Genomic DNA, 16,777 nt, shown 5'->3' with positions numbered 1-16,777 from the left:
GACTCAACTGGCCGGCAATACGCGTAGAAAATACGCCTTGAGATACTCGGTTTCCGGAATCGCCGGATGTATCGGGTGATCGGCGCCCTGGTAGCCCTGAGCGAAGATCTGCGCGTTGCGATCCAGCTCGCGACTGTTGGCGCGCAGCATATCGACCAGGCGATCACGCTGCAGGTGCATCGAGCAGGAGGCCGATATCAGCACACCATCCCGGGCCAGCAGACGCATGGCAAAGTTGTTGATCCGAGCGTAGGCGCGCTCGCCATTTTTCACGTCTTTGCGTTTCTGGATAAACGCCGGGGGGTCGACGATCACCAGGTCGAAACGCTCCTTCTCCGCCACCATCGCCTTACACAGATCGAAGGCGTCGCCCTGCAGCGCGCGGAAACGACTTTCGGCATCGTTGAGCCGGGCGTTCTCCGCCGCAACTTCTAATGCACCGGCTGACGCATCGAGACAGAACACCTCCGCCGCGCCGGCCGCCAGCGCCTGCGCACCCCAGCCGCCGACATAGCTGAACAGGTCAAGTACACGCTTGCCTTTCACCATGCTCTGCATGCGGGCGCGGTTTTCACGATGATCGTAGAACCAGCCGGTTTTCTGCCCGGTCAGCACCGGTGCCAGCAGCTGAACTCCGTTTTCCACCAACGGCACCAGCTCAGGCACCTGCCCCTGCACCACCTCGACGTAGGTATCCAGCCCCTCGATCGAGCGCATCTTGCTGTCGTTACGCAGCACGATCGCCGCCGGCTTGAACACCTTGTTCAGCGCATCGATCACCTGATCCTGCACCCGCTCCATACCGGCAGTGGCGATCTGCACCACGAAGATATCGTGGAAACGGTCGATCACCAGGCCCGGCAAGCCGTCGGAGTCGCCATAGACCAGTCGGTAACAGGGTTGGTCGAACATCGCCTCGCGTAGGGACGCGGCCACCTTGAGCCGGTGTACCAGCAGCGAGCGATCCAGCGGGTGCTCCGAATCACGACTGATCAGGCGCGCGCAGATCAGGGTATTGGGGTTGATATAGGCAAGGCCCAGCGCCTTGCCCCGGGCATTCAGCACTTCGACCTGCTCGCCCGGCTCAAACTCTTTCAGCGGCGAGCGCTTGGTATCCACTTCGTTGCTGTAGATCCACAGATGACCTGCACGCAGACGACGGTCGGCGTTGGCCTGAAGTACCAGGGGTTTAAAAGTCATAATGTTCGTTTCGATAAAATGACTGTCCCGGCATGGCCGGGACAGATTGGGAGGCGGCAATCCTGCGGCAGAGGCTTATTCCGCCTCGCACTGCTCGGTGTAACTGTCGGCGTCGAGGAGTTCATCCATCTCCTCTTCGTCGCTGATGCGCAGCTGGAAAAACCATCCGTCGCCGTAAGGATCGCTGTTGACCAGCTCCGGTGACTCCTCCAGCTCCTCATTGATGGCGATCACCGTGCCGCTCAGCGGTGCATAGATATCGGACGCGGCCTTGACCGATTCGACCACGCCGGCCTCGTCGCCGGCGGAGATTTCGGCCCCCAGGTCGGGCAACTCGACAAACACCACATCGCCCAACAGCTCCTGCGCATGGTCGGTGATACCGATGGTGACGACACCCTCACCCTCATCGCGGATCCACTCATGGCTGGCAACATATTTCAATTCACTCGGGACATTGCTCATCTTCTGATCCTTAGCCGTCAACTTCAGGAAAACCCATTCATGCCCATGCGCATCCAATACACTACTGCGGCACTGTCAGCGGCACCAGCCAAAGCAGTGTAGACGTCCATCCGAGAATTCGCCGCACTGCCCGGCACCGCCAAAAAAGGCTGACAATGTATCGGCAAAATCGGGGCAGTTCAATCGCCGATCAACTTAGCCCAATGGACGTCGCGCCAGCCGCGGCACCTCGCCGCGCAGCCCCATCGCCATCAGCATCAGGTGCTGCTTCACCGGTGCCATGCGGTTGACCAGGCTCATGCCGCCGGAGCGCAGCAACCGGATCGGCGCCGGCAGGTCATCGAACAGGCGTCGGAACCCCTCCATCGCCGCCGCGGTCTGCAGGTTATCGGCTCGACGCATGCGCTGATAACGGCGCAACACCCGCTCATCGCCAGGCGCCTCGCCCCGCGCCCGGGCATCGATCAGCACCTCGGCCAGCGCGGCCGCATCAAGCAGGCCCAGGTTGACGCCCTGCCCGGCCAGGGGATGGATGGTGTGCGCGGCATCGCCGACCAGCGCCAGCCCCGGCTGCACATAGCGCTGTGCATGACGTTGCCGCAGCGGATGCAGATAACGCCGGTCGCAGCCCAACACCTCGCCGAGGCGATATTCAAAGGTATGGCCCAGCTCGGCACAGAAGGCGCGATCATCCAGCGCCATCAGCTCGCGGGCGTGGCCCGGCGAGGTGGACCAGACGATCGACAGTTTGCGCTGCGATGGGTCGGCCAGCGGCAGCAGCGCCAGGGGGCCATCCTCGGTAAAGCGCTGCCAGCAGGTAAAGCGGTGCGGCTTTTCGGTCTCGATGGTGGTCACGATGGCATGATGGCCGTAGTCCCACTCGGTCGCGCCCATACCGGTCAGGGTGCGGATACGGGATTGGGCGCCATCGGCACCGACCAGCAGTGCCGTGCTAAGCGACTCGCCACCGGCCAGACGCAGGCTGCGTACGCCCTGCGCATCGGGCGGCGAGACCGACTCGATTTTTACCCCGGTATCGAAGCGGATATTGTTCAACTCGCCCATGACCGCATAGAGCGCAGACAAGGTGACGCGATTTTCCACGATATGACCCAGACAGGGTTCATGCAGCTCGGCCGCACTGAACTGGATCGAACCGCGACCGCATCCATCCCAGACACTCATCTCGGTATAGGGGCAGACACGGGCAGCCTGCATACGGGGCCAGGCGCCGAGATGGGTCAAAAACTGCTGGGAGGCACAGGTCAGCGCACTGACCCGCGGATCGAAACCCTCCGCGCTTAAGCCCGGCAGGGCATCGATCAGGCTTTGCGGCGCGTCGCCACGGCTCTCCAGGATCCTTATCGACAGGCCGGTCGGCGCCAGCGCGCAGGCCAGTGCCACGCCAACCATACCGCCGCCAACGATGACCAGATCAACTCTGTCGTGCCCAACGTCCACCCCGGATACCATCCATTTTCCCCTTCGCGAATATAACCAGCGCCACCGGCAGCTGGCGTGGATTTCAATTCAGTTGCGGCGCCGGATGGTCCAGCCCCATCGCCGCCCGGGCCAGCAGGGTTTTACCCAGCGGGCAGAGATCCAGCAGTGTCAGGCCAAGATCCCGCGTCAGCGTCAGCGCCGGCTGTGTGCTGGTAAACAGTTTCATGGTGCGGTCGCTGAAGCCGATGGTGCGGAACTGATCGGAGCGGCGCCCCTCTTCGAACGCCTGTAGCGCCTGCAGCTCACCCAGGGCCAGCCCCTCCCGCCGGCGCTGGATGATCAGGTCGGCCAACGCCACCACGCCACGGAACGCCAGGTTGAACCCCTGACCGGCGATGGGGTGCAGCGCGTGCGCCGCATTGCCAAGCACCACCAGCCCGGCGCGTACCTGCTCCTCGGCGACCACTAGCTTCAATGGGTAGTGATAACGCGCGCCGACACGCACCAGCCTGCCCGCGCGGTAACCGAAACGCTCCTGCAGGCGCGCAAGAAAGGTCCGCTCATCCAGCGCCAATACCTCGTCGACCTGCGCCTCGGGCAGGGTCCAGACCAGCCCGCAACGGGCCTGGCCATCCAGATCCTCGCCCGGCAACAGGGCGATAGGTCCGCTGTCGGTGAAGCGCTCGTAGGCGATATAACGATGGGGCCGATCGAGACTGACGTTGGCCACCAGCGCGTGCTGTTCGTAGCTGCTCTGGCGATACCCTATGCCGATCTTTTCCCGCAGCGCCGAACGCCCGCCGTCGGCCATCACCACCAGCCCGGCCTTCAGCTCCCGCTCGTCGCCACCCTGGACCAGTTTCACCCTGCAGCCTTCGGCACGGTTGTCCAGATCCACAACCTCCGCCGGCGAGATGAAATCGATCCAGGGCGCGCCATGCTGACGCAGCTGGCTGAGCAGCACCTGCCCCAGCCAGTGGTTCTCCACCACGTAGCCGAGTGCCGGCACCTGCTCGCGCTGTGCATCGAGCCGAGTGGCGCCGAAGTGGCCGCGGTCGGAGACATGGATATGTTTGATGGCGGTCAGGTGCTGGGCCAGGGTCGACCAGATCCCCATGCGCTCGAATGCCGAGCGCACGCCATAGGCCAGCGCGGTGGAGCGGGCGTCGTAGCTGGGCTGAAACACCGGCTGGTCAGCATCCGGCATCGGCTCCGTTTCGACCACCGCGACACGCAGTTGCAGCTCGGCTGCCACCGGCAACAGGGCACAGGCCAGACTGGCCCCGACCATACCACCACCGACGATCAGCAGGTCATACTCCGCACGCATCTTCAGCTCCCTGCCTGATGTCCGGATTGCGCCATCAGCGCCTCGATCTCGTCGACGCGCTTGGGTACCGCCGCGGTGAGCACCTCGGCACCCCGCTCCGTCACCAGCACATCATCCTCGATGCGGATACCGATGCCGCGCCAGCGTGCCTCCACCTGCTCGTTTTGTGGCGACACGTAGAGTCCGGGCTCCACCGTCATCACCATCCCCGGTTCCAGCGGCCGCCATTCGCCATCGACCTTGTAGTTGCCCACATCGTGCACATCCATGCCCAGCCAATGACCGATGCGGTGCATATAGAAGGCTTTATAGGCACCGGACTCGATCAACTCGTCAGTTTCACCCTCAAGCAGACCAAGCTCGATCAGCCCCTCGGTGAGCAACCGTACCGACAGGTCATGCACCTCGTTCCAGGGCAGCCCCGGCCGGATCAGTTCGATACAGGCCTCGTTGGTTTTCAGCACCAGCTCATACAGCGCTTTCTGCTCCGGACTGAAACGTCCGTTGACCGGGAAGGTACGGGTGATGTCGCTGGCGTAGCAATCCAGTTCGCAACCGGCATCGATCAGCACCAGGTCGCCGTCCTGCAGCGGCGCGTCGTTGTCGATGTAGTGCAGGATACAGGCGTTTTCGCCGCCGCCCACGATCGGGCTGTAGGCCTGGAAACGGGCTCCCCGCTCGATGCAGTAGCTAAGTATGGTGCTCTCCAGCTGGTATTCGTAACCGCCCGGCGCCGCCCGGCGCATCGCCTGGCAGTGCGCTTCGGCGGAGATCTGCGCCGCGCGACGCATGATTTCCAGCTCCTCCTCACCCTTGAACAGGCGCATCTCGTGCAGCAGATTGTCGAGCAGAATCAGCTCCTGCGGCGCCTCCGCGCCCTGGCGCTCCTTGGCACGCACCGCGTTGAGCCAGCCCCGTACCCGAGTATCCAGCGCCTCGTCGCTGCCCAGTGCGTAGTAAAGCTTGCGCGCTCCATCGAGCAATTGTGGCATCTGTGCGTCCAGCTCGGTCAGGTCGAACGCCTGGTCGGCACCGAAGCGCTCCACGCAGCCCTCGGGACCTGCACGGTAGCCGGTCCAGATCTCCATCGCCGGATCGCGCGGTGGACAGAACAGCACCACCTGCCCCGCGTCTCGTCCCGGCCTCAGCAGCAAAATCGCATCGGGTTCGTTAAAGCCGGTCAGGTAGTAAAAGTCGCTGTGCTGACGAAAGGCATACTCCGCATCCCGGTTACGGGTCGCCAATGCGGCACCGGCCACCAGCGCCACGCTGCCCTTGGGCAGTTGCTCGAGCAGACGACGGCGACGCTCGGCATAACATTGCTGACTGATCTTCATATCCGCTTATCTATCCTGTTCGACGCCGCTCAGTGCAGGGTTGGAGGCGGTGTCGGCTTGGACTCCTCCTCCGGTACGCGATTGCACTCATTGAACATCAGCATGGCCGCCATGCGCACATACTCCTGCACCTCCATCAGATCGGCTTCATCCTCATCGGAGTCAACATCGCTGTCGGCGGCGATCTGGGCGATCTGCGCCAGATCCTGCAGCCCCTCCTGCGCTTCCACCGACAGTTTCTGCCCCTGCTTGGTGTGCAGGCCGAAACCGCTGAGGAAGCCGTTACACCAACTGCCCAGCGCTTCGGCACGCTGTGCCAGCAGCTGCTCATCATCGGGCAGCAGCAGCTCGAAGCCGAAGTCATCCGACTCATACTGCGCCAATGTGCGCTGGTAAAGTTCGATCAGGCCCAGTTTAGTGCTTTCCTGCTTCAACGCACTGACATCCATCAGCTCCTGTAGCACCCGCAACAGGGTATCGGCGTCAAAACGGGCGCCTGCGGCAAGCTGTCCGGCCAGAAGTCCGTGCAGTTCGGCAGGCGACACGGCCAGAACCCCCTCCTCGATCAACAGGTTGGCGACAATATCGAAGTCGGGCAGGAGAACGGGGGAGTCGGTTTCGCGGGTCATAATCTCGGTATTACACCTTCGGTAGGGTATGGGGTGCGGACAGCAGATCCTCTCGTAACAAAAAGACCGGAACAATCAGCCCGCCGATTCGGTCCTATGCTAGCATTTCACCTACAGCAGAGCCACGCGAGCGGTCAACGCCTCACCGCTCAATTGACCCTCCGGTTGGCGCTGTTTATAGTCGCCGTGAGTGCGGTCGCGTTATCGCGGTCGCCGAGGTCAGCCAACAGATGGCACAGAGGCAGAGCCATGTCGGAACACTATTTTAATGCTCTCGAGCAGAAGATCGATCGACTGCTGACCCGCCTGCAGCAACTGGAGCGGGAGAACAGCCATCTGCGCGAACAGGAAGCCAAGCTGCGCGAAGAGCGTGCCCAGCTTCTGCAACTGCACGACCAAACCCGCGGCAAGGTAGAGGGGATGATCTCCCGCCTTAAAGCACTGGAGCAACAATCATGAGTCAGGACGCGCGTACCGTCACGGTCAAACTCCTAGACAAGGAGTACACCATCAGCTGCCCGGACGGTGCCGAGGCCGAGCTGCTGGCATCGGCGGATTACCTCGACGCCAAAATGCGCGAGATCAAAACCAGCGGCAAGATCGTCGGCCTGGAGCGCATTGCGGTGATGGCGGCGTTGAACATGTCGCACGAGCTGATCAAGAACCGGGAGCAGAATCGGCAGTCGGTGGAGATGCAGCTGCGCCGTCTCGGTCACAAGATCGATCAGTCTCTGGAGCGGTTGGAACAACCTGAGAATCCGCCTGAAAATCTCTCATGATCAAAAAATCACCTTAGTTATCAATCAGCTGAAGCACGCGTAGCAAAAACGCAAAAAATAACAAGAGCTGACATTCAAATCGTCCGGCGTATAATGGACTCACTTCCTGGGGTGTTCGATAGTCGGTTAAGTCCCTCGAGCCGATAATCAAATACCTGGGTTGGCCAACAGGTGTTGTGTGCATGTCCGTATTTCGGAAAGCCTGATATACCTGTCGGTCTCCCCACTCTGAACCTTAGGGTTCAGGGCCAATACCGACGCCGGCATCCTGGGAGGCCCATCTTGAGTTCAATTCCAACTCCGACTGCCACAACCACACTGGAAAAACAGCGCCGCTCCCTGCGCCAGCAGATGCGTCGCGCGCGCCGTGCGTTAACGCCAGCACAACAGCGATCCGCTGCACACAACCTGCTGGGGCAGGTCCGCCACAGACTCTGGTTTCTGAAGGCGCGCCACGTTGCGCTCTACCTGCCCAACGATGGCGAGATCGATCCGTCGCCGCTGATTCAGCTGTGCTGGAAGATGAAGAAACGGGTCTACCTGCCGGTGCTGCACCCTATACGGCATAACCGCCTCTGGTTTCTGCCTTACACACCCAGTACCCGGATGTGCAGGAACCGGTTCCGCATTCTCGAACCGAAACTGAAGTACCACCCGCGTCGCCCCGGCTGGGCGATGGATCTGGTGATGCTGCCACTGGTGGCGTTCGATGCCGCGGGCAACCGCATGGGGATGGGCGGAGGCTTCTATGACCGCACATTCAGTTATAAATTTGCGGAGAAGGGGATCAAGGGCGCGAGACTGATCGGGCTGGCCCATGATTTTCAGAGAGTCGGAGAGCTACCGGTACAGCCCTGGGATGTACCGCTATTCGGAATAGTAACGGATAGGGCGGCTTACCTCTGCCAGCGCTAACCTCAACTATTATTGAAAACCTGCTGTACCAGTGCCGTCAGTTGCAGATCGGTTTGCGATACGCCGGTCATCACTGCACCGACAACGAATACCAGGACCAACACCAGCACGAGATCAGGGCTTTTTTTCATTAATGGAACACTTCCGTCGATCTAATTAGAGGGTGGATGTTCTAACGCTTGTTCGACATAGACATATAATCGGCGGAAGTGTTCCATAATCGAGCAAAAAATCAACTTTTTTCGACAACAGCCTGTTTTTCATCAATCTCCACCCGGTTTTTCCCCCGGCTTTTGGCCTGATACAGGGCCGAATCGGCACGGCTGATCAACGGCTCCGCGCCCTCGCCGGATCGCAGCTGCGCGACGCCAAAGCTACAGGATATGCGCTCGCCACCGATATCGACCTCGTCGGCAATGGCCTGGCGCAGTTTCTCCGCCAACCTCTGACCTCCCTCGATATCGGTATCCTGCAGCAGCACCAGAAACTCCTCGCCTCCCCAGCGGCCAAAACTGTCGATCCGACGTATATGGTCGAGCACGGTGTCAACCACCTTTCTCAACACCTCATCACCGGCAGCATGGCCAAACCGGTCGTTAACCCGTTTGAAGTCATCGATATCGAAGAAGATCAGCGTCAGCGGAATCCCGCTGCGCTCGGCGAGTTCGACGGCGGTATCGATCTGTTCGGCCAGATGACGGCGATTACTGATTCCGGTTAAACCATCCTCCCGCGCCATACGTGCCAGCCGTCGGTTGGTGGCGCTGACCAGGTAGAAGCGATAGCCGGCCAGAAGCGCCAGTACTGCGATCGCGATCAGCACATTGCGCACAACCGCCTCATCCACACCTTTTTTAAGGGTGACGGGCTCCCAGCGTGCACGAATCCGATCACGCTCATCCTGCCCAAGATCGGCCAGCGCCAGGTCCAACAGCCTGATCAACGGCGCCTGACGGGAGTGAGCCGCGAACTCCAGATCGAAGCTGTCACTGAGCGACGCATCAAGCCTCAATCCAGACAGCGCAGAGCTGGCTATCGCCTGCTCCAGCGAGAGACGAGTATCGACAAAAGCGGAAAGTTCGCCACGCAGCACCATGGCCAGTCCATCGGACACCGAATCCACCCGGAGTACTTTTAACTCCGGGTAGCGTCTGAGTAACAGGCGATCGAGATCGTGTTGACGCAACACCCCGATCGGCTGCGACAAGCGACGCGGCTGACTGATATCCGCCCCCTCTTTCACCGCTGCCACAATCGGAATGGTGATAAAGGGGCGTGAATAGTGTAACGGATCGCCCGATGGCACCACCGGCATGATGCCGGCGATAAGATCGCACCGCTTCCCCCCTAGCATGCTTCGCGCTGCGCTCCAGGAGTCGCTGGCAACGAACCGATGCTCCAGGCCGAGATGAGCGAAAATATGTTCCACGTAGTCGACGACCAACCCCATGGGCTGCTCGTCGCTCATCCACTGCAGTGGCTCCCACTCCGTGCTGCTGCAGAGCCGAACCGGATCGAGACTGCGCAAGTAGTGCCGCTGGGCGGGGCTGAGCGCCAGCTCGGCACTGGCCGCGCAGCAGAACATCAGGCCCTGCAGCCCGGCCAACGGCTCCACATTGCTGGCGATGCGATAGACATTCGCCATCGATTCGAAACGCTCCGCGTCCAGCGTACCGAATCGGCCAAGGTCATCGAAAGCCAGCTCCCGCAAAGCTTTTGCCTCGTGCAGCAACGCCTCACGACTGCGCCGCTGGGAGTTGTAGTGAGCCAAGATGGTATCGACGCTCTCCTCGATATGATCGAGGGCGTAGCGCCAGCCGCGCATGGAGGCGTCGCGAAACCTGAGCACCATGTCGAAGCGGTTGTCCGCCAGTTGGCCGCTGGTAAAGAGGATATCGGAATACATCGGGAAGCCGTAATCCTGCGGGTGGATTACATGGTAGTCCACCCCTCGCTGCTGCATCTGGAACGGCTCGTTGGATACATAGGAGGCTACCGCATCGGTGCGCCCATCAATTAGATCCTGAACGCTATAGGTAGGCTGCTGGATCAGTACGTCGTCGACCGATATACCGAACTTCAGCAGCATGGCGATGATCTCCGACACCTGCACCGCATCATCGGTGACCATGATCCGCTTGCCGCGCAGATCCCCGGGGCTGCTGATACCACTGTCGGCGCGCGTCAACAGCATCAATGGCGACTGCTGAAACGCCGCCATCAACGCGACCACATCCAGGCCTTTGAGCCTGTCGAGCAAAAGTGAGGAACGACCGACGCCGAACTGGGCGCGACCGCTCATTACCTCATCGATGGGCAGGATCCCGTTTTCGACCTCCACCAGCTCCACATCCAGCCCGGCATCGCGGTAAAACCCCTTCTCCTTGGCCATGTAGTAACCGGCGAACTGGAACTGGTGCTTCCATACAAGCTGCAGACGCACCTGCTCAAGCTGATCCTCAGCCTGACCCGGCTTCGCGATAAACAGAATCAACAGTCCAACCAACAGGCTAAGGCTGGCACGCATGCCGTCGCTCCATAAAACCACACTCAGTTAAGTATGCACCGTTTCTTCAGCGCGCAAGCTAACCTGCAACCTACTCGTCTTACCTAGATCAACAGTCTCAACATCAGCGGCATCGTCAACAGCGCAGCCAGTGTTTGTGCGGTAATAATGTTGGCCATCATCGGCGCATCACCGCCCAGCTGACGCGCCAGGATATAGGAGGCTGTCGCCGTCGGTACCGACGCAAATACCAGGAGAACCTGACTCGCCGCCAGATCCAGACCACTCACACGTGCCAGCAAAACCGCCAGTACAGGAAAGAGTAGCAGCTTAACGACAATGGTGATGAGCACGCCTCGACCACTCCCTCTCAGCATGCGCAGGTCGATCGCAGCGCCTACAGCCAACAGGCCGAGTGGCAGCGCCATAGAGCCGAGCAGGTCGAGCACCGAACGGACCGGCGATGGCAACCCGAGTCCCGACAGGTTGAGCAGGATCCCCAGCAGGCAGGCGAGAATCAGCGGATTGGTGATCAGGGTCCACATTACGCCGCGCAGGGTCGGGCGGGCGGCGCCGAACCAGGCGAATATCAGTACGCAGAGCAGGTTCAGCGTCGGAATCATCACCGCTGTCACCACCGCCGCCAACGCCACCCCCTGACCGGGTATCAGCGCCGCGCTGGCTGCCAGCGCTACATAGGTATTGAACCTCAGACTGCCCTGGTAGACCGAGGTGAACTGGGCGTTTTTCAGCCGCAGCAGCGGCCGCAGCAACAGCAGTAACAGGGTAATGATCAGCAACAACGCCAGTACCGACAGCACCATCTGCAGTGTCTGCTCACCGCCGAACTCGGCACGACTGAGACGGCTGACCAGCAGCGAAGGAAACAGGACGTAGTAGGTGGCGCGCTCCGCCGGCGGCCAGAATGCGGCGCCAGGAAAATCGAACCGCCGCGCCAGGTAGCCGATGATCAGCAGTGCAAACAGGGGCCAAAGCGCAGTGAGAATACTGTCCATAGTTGTTTATACTCAGGGAACAATGACGACAACACCTTCACAGGGTGTATTTAGCCTACACGGAGCCCCTAACAATGACATCTCTGGTAATGAGTTTTATCGGCCGCGACAAACCGGGTCTGGTTGGCCTGCTTTCCAAGACCGTCGCCGAGCACAAGGGCAACTGGCTGGAATCGGGCATGTCCCGGCTGGGCGGGCAGTTTGCCGGTATCCTGGTGATCCAGGTCCCGGTGGAGGAGCAGGAGGCACTGATCCAGGCACTGAGAGGCTTGGAGAGTCAGGGCCTCAAGGTCAGTGTCGAACGCAGCGAGCAAGCGGAAACCGAGGCTTCGGTTCGCGCCGTCACCCTCGACCTGATCGGTCACGATAAACCCGGGATCGTGCGCGACATCTCCCGTGCCCTGGCCGAGATGCAGATTAACGTGCACAAGATGCAGACCGAACTAACCTCGGGCTCCATGTCCGGTGAGCTGCTGTTCAAGGCCAGCGCCGAACTGCAGGTACCGACACCGGTGGATCTCGATGAGCTCCAGGAAAAGCTGGAGGCGATCGCCTCCGACCTGATGGTGGACATCACGCTGAACTGATCCACCATTTATCGGCCGGCACTGCGCACCAGTGCCGGCTCATGCTGCTCCAGACGCCAAAGCAGCGTCATCAACAGCGCACCGACTGCCACCACCACCGCAGCGATATAGAGCCCCAGATCATAGTTGCCCAGTTCCTTGGCCAGCATCCCGGTCAGCGCCGGTGCCAGAATCTGTGCCACCCCGTATGACAGCGTCATCCGCCCCATCAGTTTGGCCGGTTTGGTGGGATAGAAGCGCCCGGCCATGGTCAACACCAGGCCCACGCAGCCGATGAAGGTGGCGCCGAACAGGGCGGCCCCGGCCAGAGCCCCGGCCAGGGTCGGCGACAGCGCCGGCAGCAATATCCCCAGCAACTGCACCAGGTAGGCGAGAAACAGCGCCGGTACGTAGCCGGTTCGACGCGCAATCCGGTCCCAGACGATCACCGCCGGAGCCGCCGCCAGCCCCAACACCAGGAACGCCCAGTTGCCGCTCGCCGCCAGACCCGGCTGGCGGGCCACGATATCGACGATGAAGGTGGCACTGATCACGTAGCCCCAACCGGCACAGAAGTAAGCCGCCAGCAGCAGACGATTGAACAGCGGTGTCGGTGGACAATCGACCAGCGCCTCACCGGCCCGGGTGCGCCCACCGGTATCGGGCGCCGGCATCCAGCGCCAGGCAGGAATCGCCAGTAGCGCTGCCAGTAATGCAAAGCCGAGCCACTGACCACGCCAGTCAAACGATAAAGCCGCGAACAGCTCGACGATCAATGAGCAGAGTGCGATGCCCGCCCCCATGCCGATAAAATGGATACCCAGTTCGGAACGGTATTGATGGCGGATCAGCCAGTTCAGGATCAGTGCACTGGCCAGCAGCAGGCCACCTGCGGAGCTGAAACCCGCAATCAGCCGCAGTATCGACCAGAGCAGATAGTGTTCGGTCAACGCCATGGCCGCGGTGGTGGCCACCGCCAGCAGCAGACAGAAGCGGTACAGCCTGTCCTTGAGACGCAGATCCGACACGCCTGCCGCCGTCAGCGCACCGCCGAGATAACCGATATAGTTGAAGCTGGCCAACCAACCGCCGAGGGCGGTATCGAGCGGCGTTTCGGAGAGCATGACCGGCAGCAGCGGCGTGTAGGCAAAACGCGCCACGCCGACGGTCACGATCAGGCTGAGAATACCGGCCCCCAGCACCTGCCAACGCTTGTCCATCCCCTCTCCTTGTCTGCCCGTCTGGGCATGAATGACGCGGCAAGCGTTATGCGGGAGCCTCTACCAAACTCTCAGTCGCCGCGGGCCGCCAACAGATCGCGACCGCGGGCAACTGCCGCGAGCACCTGATCCGGAGCCGTACCGCCGATATGGTTACGCGCCGCGACCGATCCTTCCAGTGTCAAAACGTCGAATACGTCCTCGCCGATGGCGTCGGAGAACTGCTGCAGCTCGTCGAGCGACATCTCGGACAGATCCTTGCCGCTCTTGATGCCGTAAGCCACGGAAAGACCGACGATCTCGTGCGCGTCGCGGAACGCCACCCCCTTGCGCACCAGGTAGTCGGCCAGGTCGGTGGCGGTGGAGAAGCCTCGGCGGGCCGCCTCGCGCATCTGATCCTTGCGTGATTCAATCGCCGGCACCATGTCGCCGAAGGCGCGCAGGCAGCCCTTGACGGTGTCCACGGCGTCGAACAGCGGCTCCTTGTCCTCCTGATTGTCCTTGTTGTAGGCCAGCGGCTGTGACTTCATCAGCGTCAGCAGCGCGATCAGGTGACCGTAGACCCGACCACTCTTGCCGCGCACCAGCTCCGGCACATCCGGATTCTTCTTCTGCGGCATGATCGACGAGCCGGTGCAGAAGCGGTCCGGCAGGTTGATGAAGTTGAACTGAGCCGAGGTCCACAGTACCAGCTCCTCGGACATCCGCGTCATATGCATCAACAGGACGCTGGACGCGGCGCAGAACTCGATGGCGAAATCTCGATCGGAGACCGCATCCAGCGAGTTGCCGGCCGGGGCATCGAACTGCAGCAGTTCAGCGGTGTAGTGACGGTCGATCGGATAGGTGGTGCCTGCCAGCGCCGCGGCGCCCAGCGGCATCACATTGACCCGCTTGCGGCAGTCGGCAAAGCGCTCGTAATCGCGCGACAGCATCTCGAACCAGGCCATCAGGTGGTGGCCGAAGGTGACCGGCTGCGCAGTCTGCAGGTGGGTAAAGCCGGGCATGATGGTGTCGAATTCGCGCTCGGCCAGATCCAGCAGGCCCTGCTGCAAACGGCTGATCTCGGACAGGATCAGGTCGATCTCATCACGCATATAGAGGCGGATATCGGTGGCCACCTGGTCGTTGCGGGAGCGACCGGTGTGCAGCTTCTTGCCGGTGATACCGATCTTCTTGGTCAGCGCCGCCTCGATGTTCATATGCACATCTTCCAGCGCCACCGACCACTCGAACTCACCGCGTTCGATCTCGATCCGGATCTCGCTGAGGCCGCGGATAATGTCGTCACGCTCCTTGTCGCTGAGCACACCGACCTTGGTCAGCATCTTGGCGTGTGCGATCGAGCCCTGGATATCCTGCTTGTAGAGGCGGCGATCGAAGTCGACAGAGGCGGTAAAACGCGCCACGAAGGCATCTGTCGGCTCACTGAAACGGCCACCCCACTGCTGATTGGTCTCTTTGCTCATACCTCTACCTCACTGACGCTGTATCGGCCCGCAACGCGGACCGGTGAAATTCGATGCCGGGATTATACAGTCCTTTTGCCCCGCTTTGTCAGATCCAGACACCAAACCCGGCACCAGTTTCTGATACACTTAACGCCATTTCCGTACAGTATGTGGGGCCGGCCACCGCCCCTGGAGATCGCCAGTGACTGAATTCAACAGAACCATCCGTATTGCCACCCGCCGCAGCCTGCTCGCCCTCTGGCAGGCCGAGTACGTCAAGGCGGAGCTGGAACGCTTCCATCCCGGACTGCAGGTCGAGCTGGTCAAGATCGAATCCAGGGGCGACAAGATCCTCGACACGCCGCTGGCCAAGATCGGCGGCAAGGGCCTGTTCGTCAAGGAGCTGGAAACCGCCATGCTCGAGGGCGAAGCCGATATCGCCGTGCACTCGATGAAGGATGTGCCGATGGAGTTTCCAAACGGTCTCGGCCTGGCCGTGATCTGCCCACGTGAAAAACCCACCGATGCCTTTGTCAGCAACACCTACGCAAGCTTTGATGAGTTGCCCCAGGGCGCCGTGGTCGGCACCTCCTCGCTGCGCCGTGAAGTGCAGATCCGCGAGCGTCGTCCCGACCTGCAGGTACGTTTCCTGCGCGGCAACGTGCAGACCCGTTTGGGCAAGCTCGATGCCGGCGACTACGACGCCATCATCCTCGCCACAGCAGGGCTGGTCCGGCTCGAGCTGGGCGAGCGGATTCGCCAGGAGATCCCGCCGGAACAGAGCCTGCCCGCAGGCGGTCAGGGCGCGGTCGGCATCGAGTGCCGCACCGACGACAGCGAACTGCTGGAGCTGCTCAAACCCCTGAACCACACCGAGACCGCCTACCGCGTGCTGGCCGAGCGTGCCATGAACCGCCGTCTTGAAGGCGGTTGCCAGGTGCCGATCGGCTGCTACGCCACCCTGAACGAGAGCGGCGACCAGCTCTGGCTGCGCGGCCTGGTCGGCCGTCCCGACGGTACCGAGGTGCTGCGCGACGAGATTCGCGGCCCCGTCGATCAGGCCGAACAGCTCGGCATCACTCTGGCCGAGCGCCTGCTCGCCGCCGGCGCCGACAAGATTCTGCAAGAGGTGTACGCCGAGCGTGGCTGAGCAACCGCTCCAGGGGGCCAGAGTGCTGGTGACCCGCCCGTCCCATCAGTCCCAGCGCCAGGTAGAACAGTTGCACGCGCTCGGCGCCGAGGCGCTGGCCCTGCCGTTACTGGAGATAGTGCCTGTCACCGAGGCGGAGCACGAGGCGTACAACGCCATCAAGAGCAGGATCCTCGATCTCGATCTGTATACCGGCATCATCTTCGTCAGTGCCAACGCCGCCCGGATCGGTGCACAGTGGATAGATGAGTACTGGCCGCAGCTACCGGTTGGCGTGCACTGGCTGGCGATCGGTGCGGCCACCGCAGGCACTCTGGAAGAGTGTGGCATCCCGGCCCGGCATGTGGCCGGCGGCTTCGATTCCGAAGCGCTGCTGGCGGATCCGCTGCTGCAACAGGTGGCGCAGCAGCGCTTCCTGATCATGCGTGGCGAAGGCGGCCGCGAACTGCTGGCCGACACCCTGCGCGCACGCGGTGCCCAGGTCGACTATGCCGACCTTTATCGCCGCACCTGCCCGCGCTACAGCCGCGAGCAGATCAAAAGGACTGTTTTTGCCCAAGGGTTATCCGCTATTCTGATAACCAGCGGCGAGGCTCTGAACAACCTGCTGGAACTTGCAGGTACTGAGCCGGAACTATTGAGCACAGAATTGATCGTCCCGAGCCAGCGCATCGCGGTAATCGCCAAGGCGAGGGGCTTTACTCGAATCAGGATAGCGGACGGACCGGATGACGCGTCCATGCTCCGCGCACTACGACCTGCCGACTGAC

17 protein-coding genes and 1 other RNA gene are annotated in these 16,777 nt (G+C 61.5%); 7 read left to right on the top strand and 11 right to left on the bottom strand.

Features of this window, described 5'->3' with window-relative positions; translation table 11 throughout:
- Nucleotides 1-3 precede the first annotated feature (3 nt).
- From KQ940_RS07505 to KQ940_RS07480, 6 genes are all read right to left on the bottom strand, one after another.
- Nucleotides 4-1,200 (bottom strand): class I SAM-dependent rRNA methyltransferase, encoded by a 1,197-nt coding sequence (locus KQ940_RS07505; protein ID WP_217412814.1) that lies wholly within the window; start codon nucleotides 1,198-1,200, stop codon nucleotides 4-6.
- A 75-nt stretch (nucleotides 1,201-1,275) separates the two neighbouring features.
- Nucleotides 1,276-1,665 carry a glycine cleavage system protein GcvH gene (gene gcvH, locus KQ940_RS07500; protein ID WP_217412813.1) on the bottom strand — a complete coding sequence of 130 codons (390 nt, stop codon included), beginning with the start codon at nucleotides 1,663-1,665 and terminating at the stop codon, nucleotides 1,276-1,278.
- 195 nt (nucleotides 1,666-1,860) lie between these two features.
- Nucleotides 1,861-3,138 carry a UbiH/UbiF/VisC/COQ6 family ubiquinone biosynthesis hydroxylase gene (locus tag KQ940_RS07495; protein ID WP_217412812.1) on the bottom strand — a complete coding sequence of 426 codons (1,278 nt, stop codon included), beginning with the start codon at nucleotides 3,136-3,138 and terminating at the stop codon, nucleotides 1,861-1,863.
- Nucleotides 3,139-3,190: 52 nt separating this feature from the next.
- Nucleotides 3,191-4,438, bottom strand: a complete 1,248-nt coding sequence (gene ubiH / locus KQ940_RS07490; RefSeq protein WP_217412811.1) for a 2-octaprenyl-6-methoxyphenyl hydroxylase — start codon at nucleotides 4,436-4,438, stop codon at nucleotides 3,191-3,193.
- Nucleotides 4,439-4,440: 2 nt separating this feature from the next.
- A complete protein-coding gene (gene pepP, locus KQ940_RS07485) occupies nucleotides 4,441-5,775 on the bottom strand; it encodes a Xaa-Pro aminopeptidase (RefSeq protein ID WP_217412810.1) in 1,335 nt (444 codons plus the stop codon).
- A gap of 29 nt (nucleotides 5,776-5,804) precedes the next feature.
- On the bottom strand, nucleotides 5,805-6,404 hold the full coding sequence (locus tag KQ940_RS07480; protein ID WP_217412809.1) for a UPF0149 family protein: 600 nt from the start codon (nucleotides 6,402-6,404) through the stop codon (nucleotides 5,805-5,807).
- A 249-nt stretch (nucleotides 6,405-6,653) separates the two neighbouring features.
- Here KQ940_RS07480 and KQ940_RS07475 point away from each other — a divergent pair, with 249 nt between their 5' ends.
- The 4 genes from KQ940_RS07475 to KQ940_RS07460 all read left to right on the top strand — a co-directional run bounded on the left by KQ940_RS07475 (nucleotide 6,654) and on the right by KQ940_RS07460 (nucleotide 8,098).
- A complete protein-coding gene (locus KQ940_RS07475) occupies nucleotides 6,654-6,863 on the top strand; it encodes a TIGR02449 family protein (protein ID WP_217412808.1) in 210 nt (69 codons plus the stop codon).
- Nucleotides 6,860-7,183: a cell division protein ZapA gene (locus tag KQ940_RS07470; protein WP_217412807.1), complete on the top strand. Its 324-nt coding sequence runs from the start codon at nucleotides 6,860-6,862 to the stop codon at nucleotides 7,181-7,183. Before KQ940_RS07475 ends, KQ940_RS07470 begins: the two co-directional genes overlap by 4 nt.
- Before the next feature lie 100 nt (nucleotides 7,184-7,283).
- Nucleotides 7,284-7,462: non-coding RNA, 6S RNA (ssrS, locus tag KQ940_RS07465), on the top strand.
- Between the two features lie 3 nt (nucleotides 7,463-7,465).
- Nucleotides 7,466-8,098 carry a 5-formyltetrahydrofolate cyclo-ligase gene (locus KQ940_RS07460; protein WP_281419222.1) on the top strand — a complete coding sequence of 211 codons (633 nt, stop codon included), beginning with the start codon at nucleotides 7,466-7,468 and terminating at the stop codon, nucleotides 8,096-8,098.
- Nucleotides 8,099-8,100: 2 nt separating this feature from the next.
- Here KQ940_RS07460 and KQ940_RS22940 read toward each other — a convergent pair whose 3' ends face one another.
- From KQ940_RS22940 to KQ940_RS07450, 3 genes are all read right to left on the bottom strand, one after another.
- Nucleotides 8,101-8,229, bottom strand: coding sequence for a hypothetical protein (locus tag KQ940_RS22940; protein ID WP_268235825.1), 129 nt, complete (start codon nucleotides 8,227-8,229; stop codon nucleotides 8,101-8,103).
- 101 nt (nucleotides 8,230-8,330) lie between these two features.
- Entirely contained in the window at nucleotides 8,331-10,625 is a 2,295-nt protein-coding gene (locus tag KQ940_RS07455; RefSeq protein ID WP_217412806.1) for an ABC transporter substrate-binding protein, read from the bottom strand.
- Between the two features lie 83 nt (nucleotides 10,626-10,708).
- Nucleotides 10,709-11,620, bottom strand: coding sequence for an AEC family transporter (locus KQ940_RS07450; protein WP_217412805.1), 912 nt, complete (start codon nucleotides 11,618-11,620; stop codon nucleotides 10,709-10,711).
- A 74-nt stretch (nucleotides 11,621-11,694) separates the two neighbouring features.
- Here KQ940_RS07450 and KQ940_RS07445 point away from each other — a divergent pair, with 74 nt between their 5' ends.
- Nucleotides 11,695-12,207 carry a glycine cleavage system transcriptional repressor gene (locus KQ940_RS07445; protein WP_217412804.1) on the top strand — a complete coding sequence of 171 codons (513 nt, stop codon included), beginning with the start codon at nucleotides 11,695-11,697 and terminating at the stop codon, nucleotides 12,205-12,207.
- Between the two features lie 8 nt (nucleotides 12,208-12,215).
- On the opposite strand, the gene KQ940_RS07440 is transcribed toward KQ940_RS07445, so the two are convergent.
- Nucleotides 12,216-13,406 carry a YbfB/YjiJ family MFS transporter gene (locus tag KQ940_RS07440; protein WP_217412803.1) on the bottom strand — a complete coding sequence of 397 codons (1,191 nt, stop codon included), beginning with the start codon at nucleotides 13,404-13,406 and terminating at the stop codon, nucleotides 12,216-12,218.
- 71 nt (nucleotides 13,407-13,477) lie between these two features.
- Entirely contained in the window at nucleotides 13,478-14,875 is a 1,398-nt protein-coding gene (gene argH, locus KQ940_RS07435) for an argininosuccinate lyase (protein WP_217412802.1), read from the bottom strand.
- 184 nt (nucleotides 14,876-15,059) lie between these two features.
- On the opposite strand from argH, the gene hemC reads away from it, so the two are divergent.
- Together hemC and KQ940_RS07425 are read left to right on the top strand one after the other, a co-directional pair.
- On the top strand, nucleotides 15,060-16,007 hold the full coding sequence (gene hemC, locus KQ940_RS07430) for a hydroxymethylbilane synthase (protein WP_217412801.1): 948 nt from the start codon (nucleotides 15,060-15,062) through the stop codon (nucleotides 16,005-16,007).
- Complete coding sequence (locus KQ940_RS07425; protein WP_217412800.1) at nucleotides 16,000-16,776, top strand: uroporphyrinogen-III synthase; 777 nt, start codon at nucleotides 16,000-16,002, stop codon at nucleotides 16,774-16,776. The genes hemC and KQ940_RS07425 overlap by 8 nt, the downstream gene beginning before the upstream one ends.
- Nucleotide 16,777: the final 1 nt, after the last annotated feature.

The organism is Marinobacterium ramblicola (assembly GCF_019084545.1).
Taxonomy (GTDB): Bacteria; Pseudomonadota; Gammaproteobacteria; order Pseudomonadales; family Balneatricaceae; genus Marinobacterium_D; species Marinobacterium_D ramblicola.
Note: the sequence above shows the minus strand (reverse complement) of the source record. Positions and strands in the feature narration are given on the sequence as shown.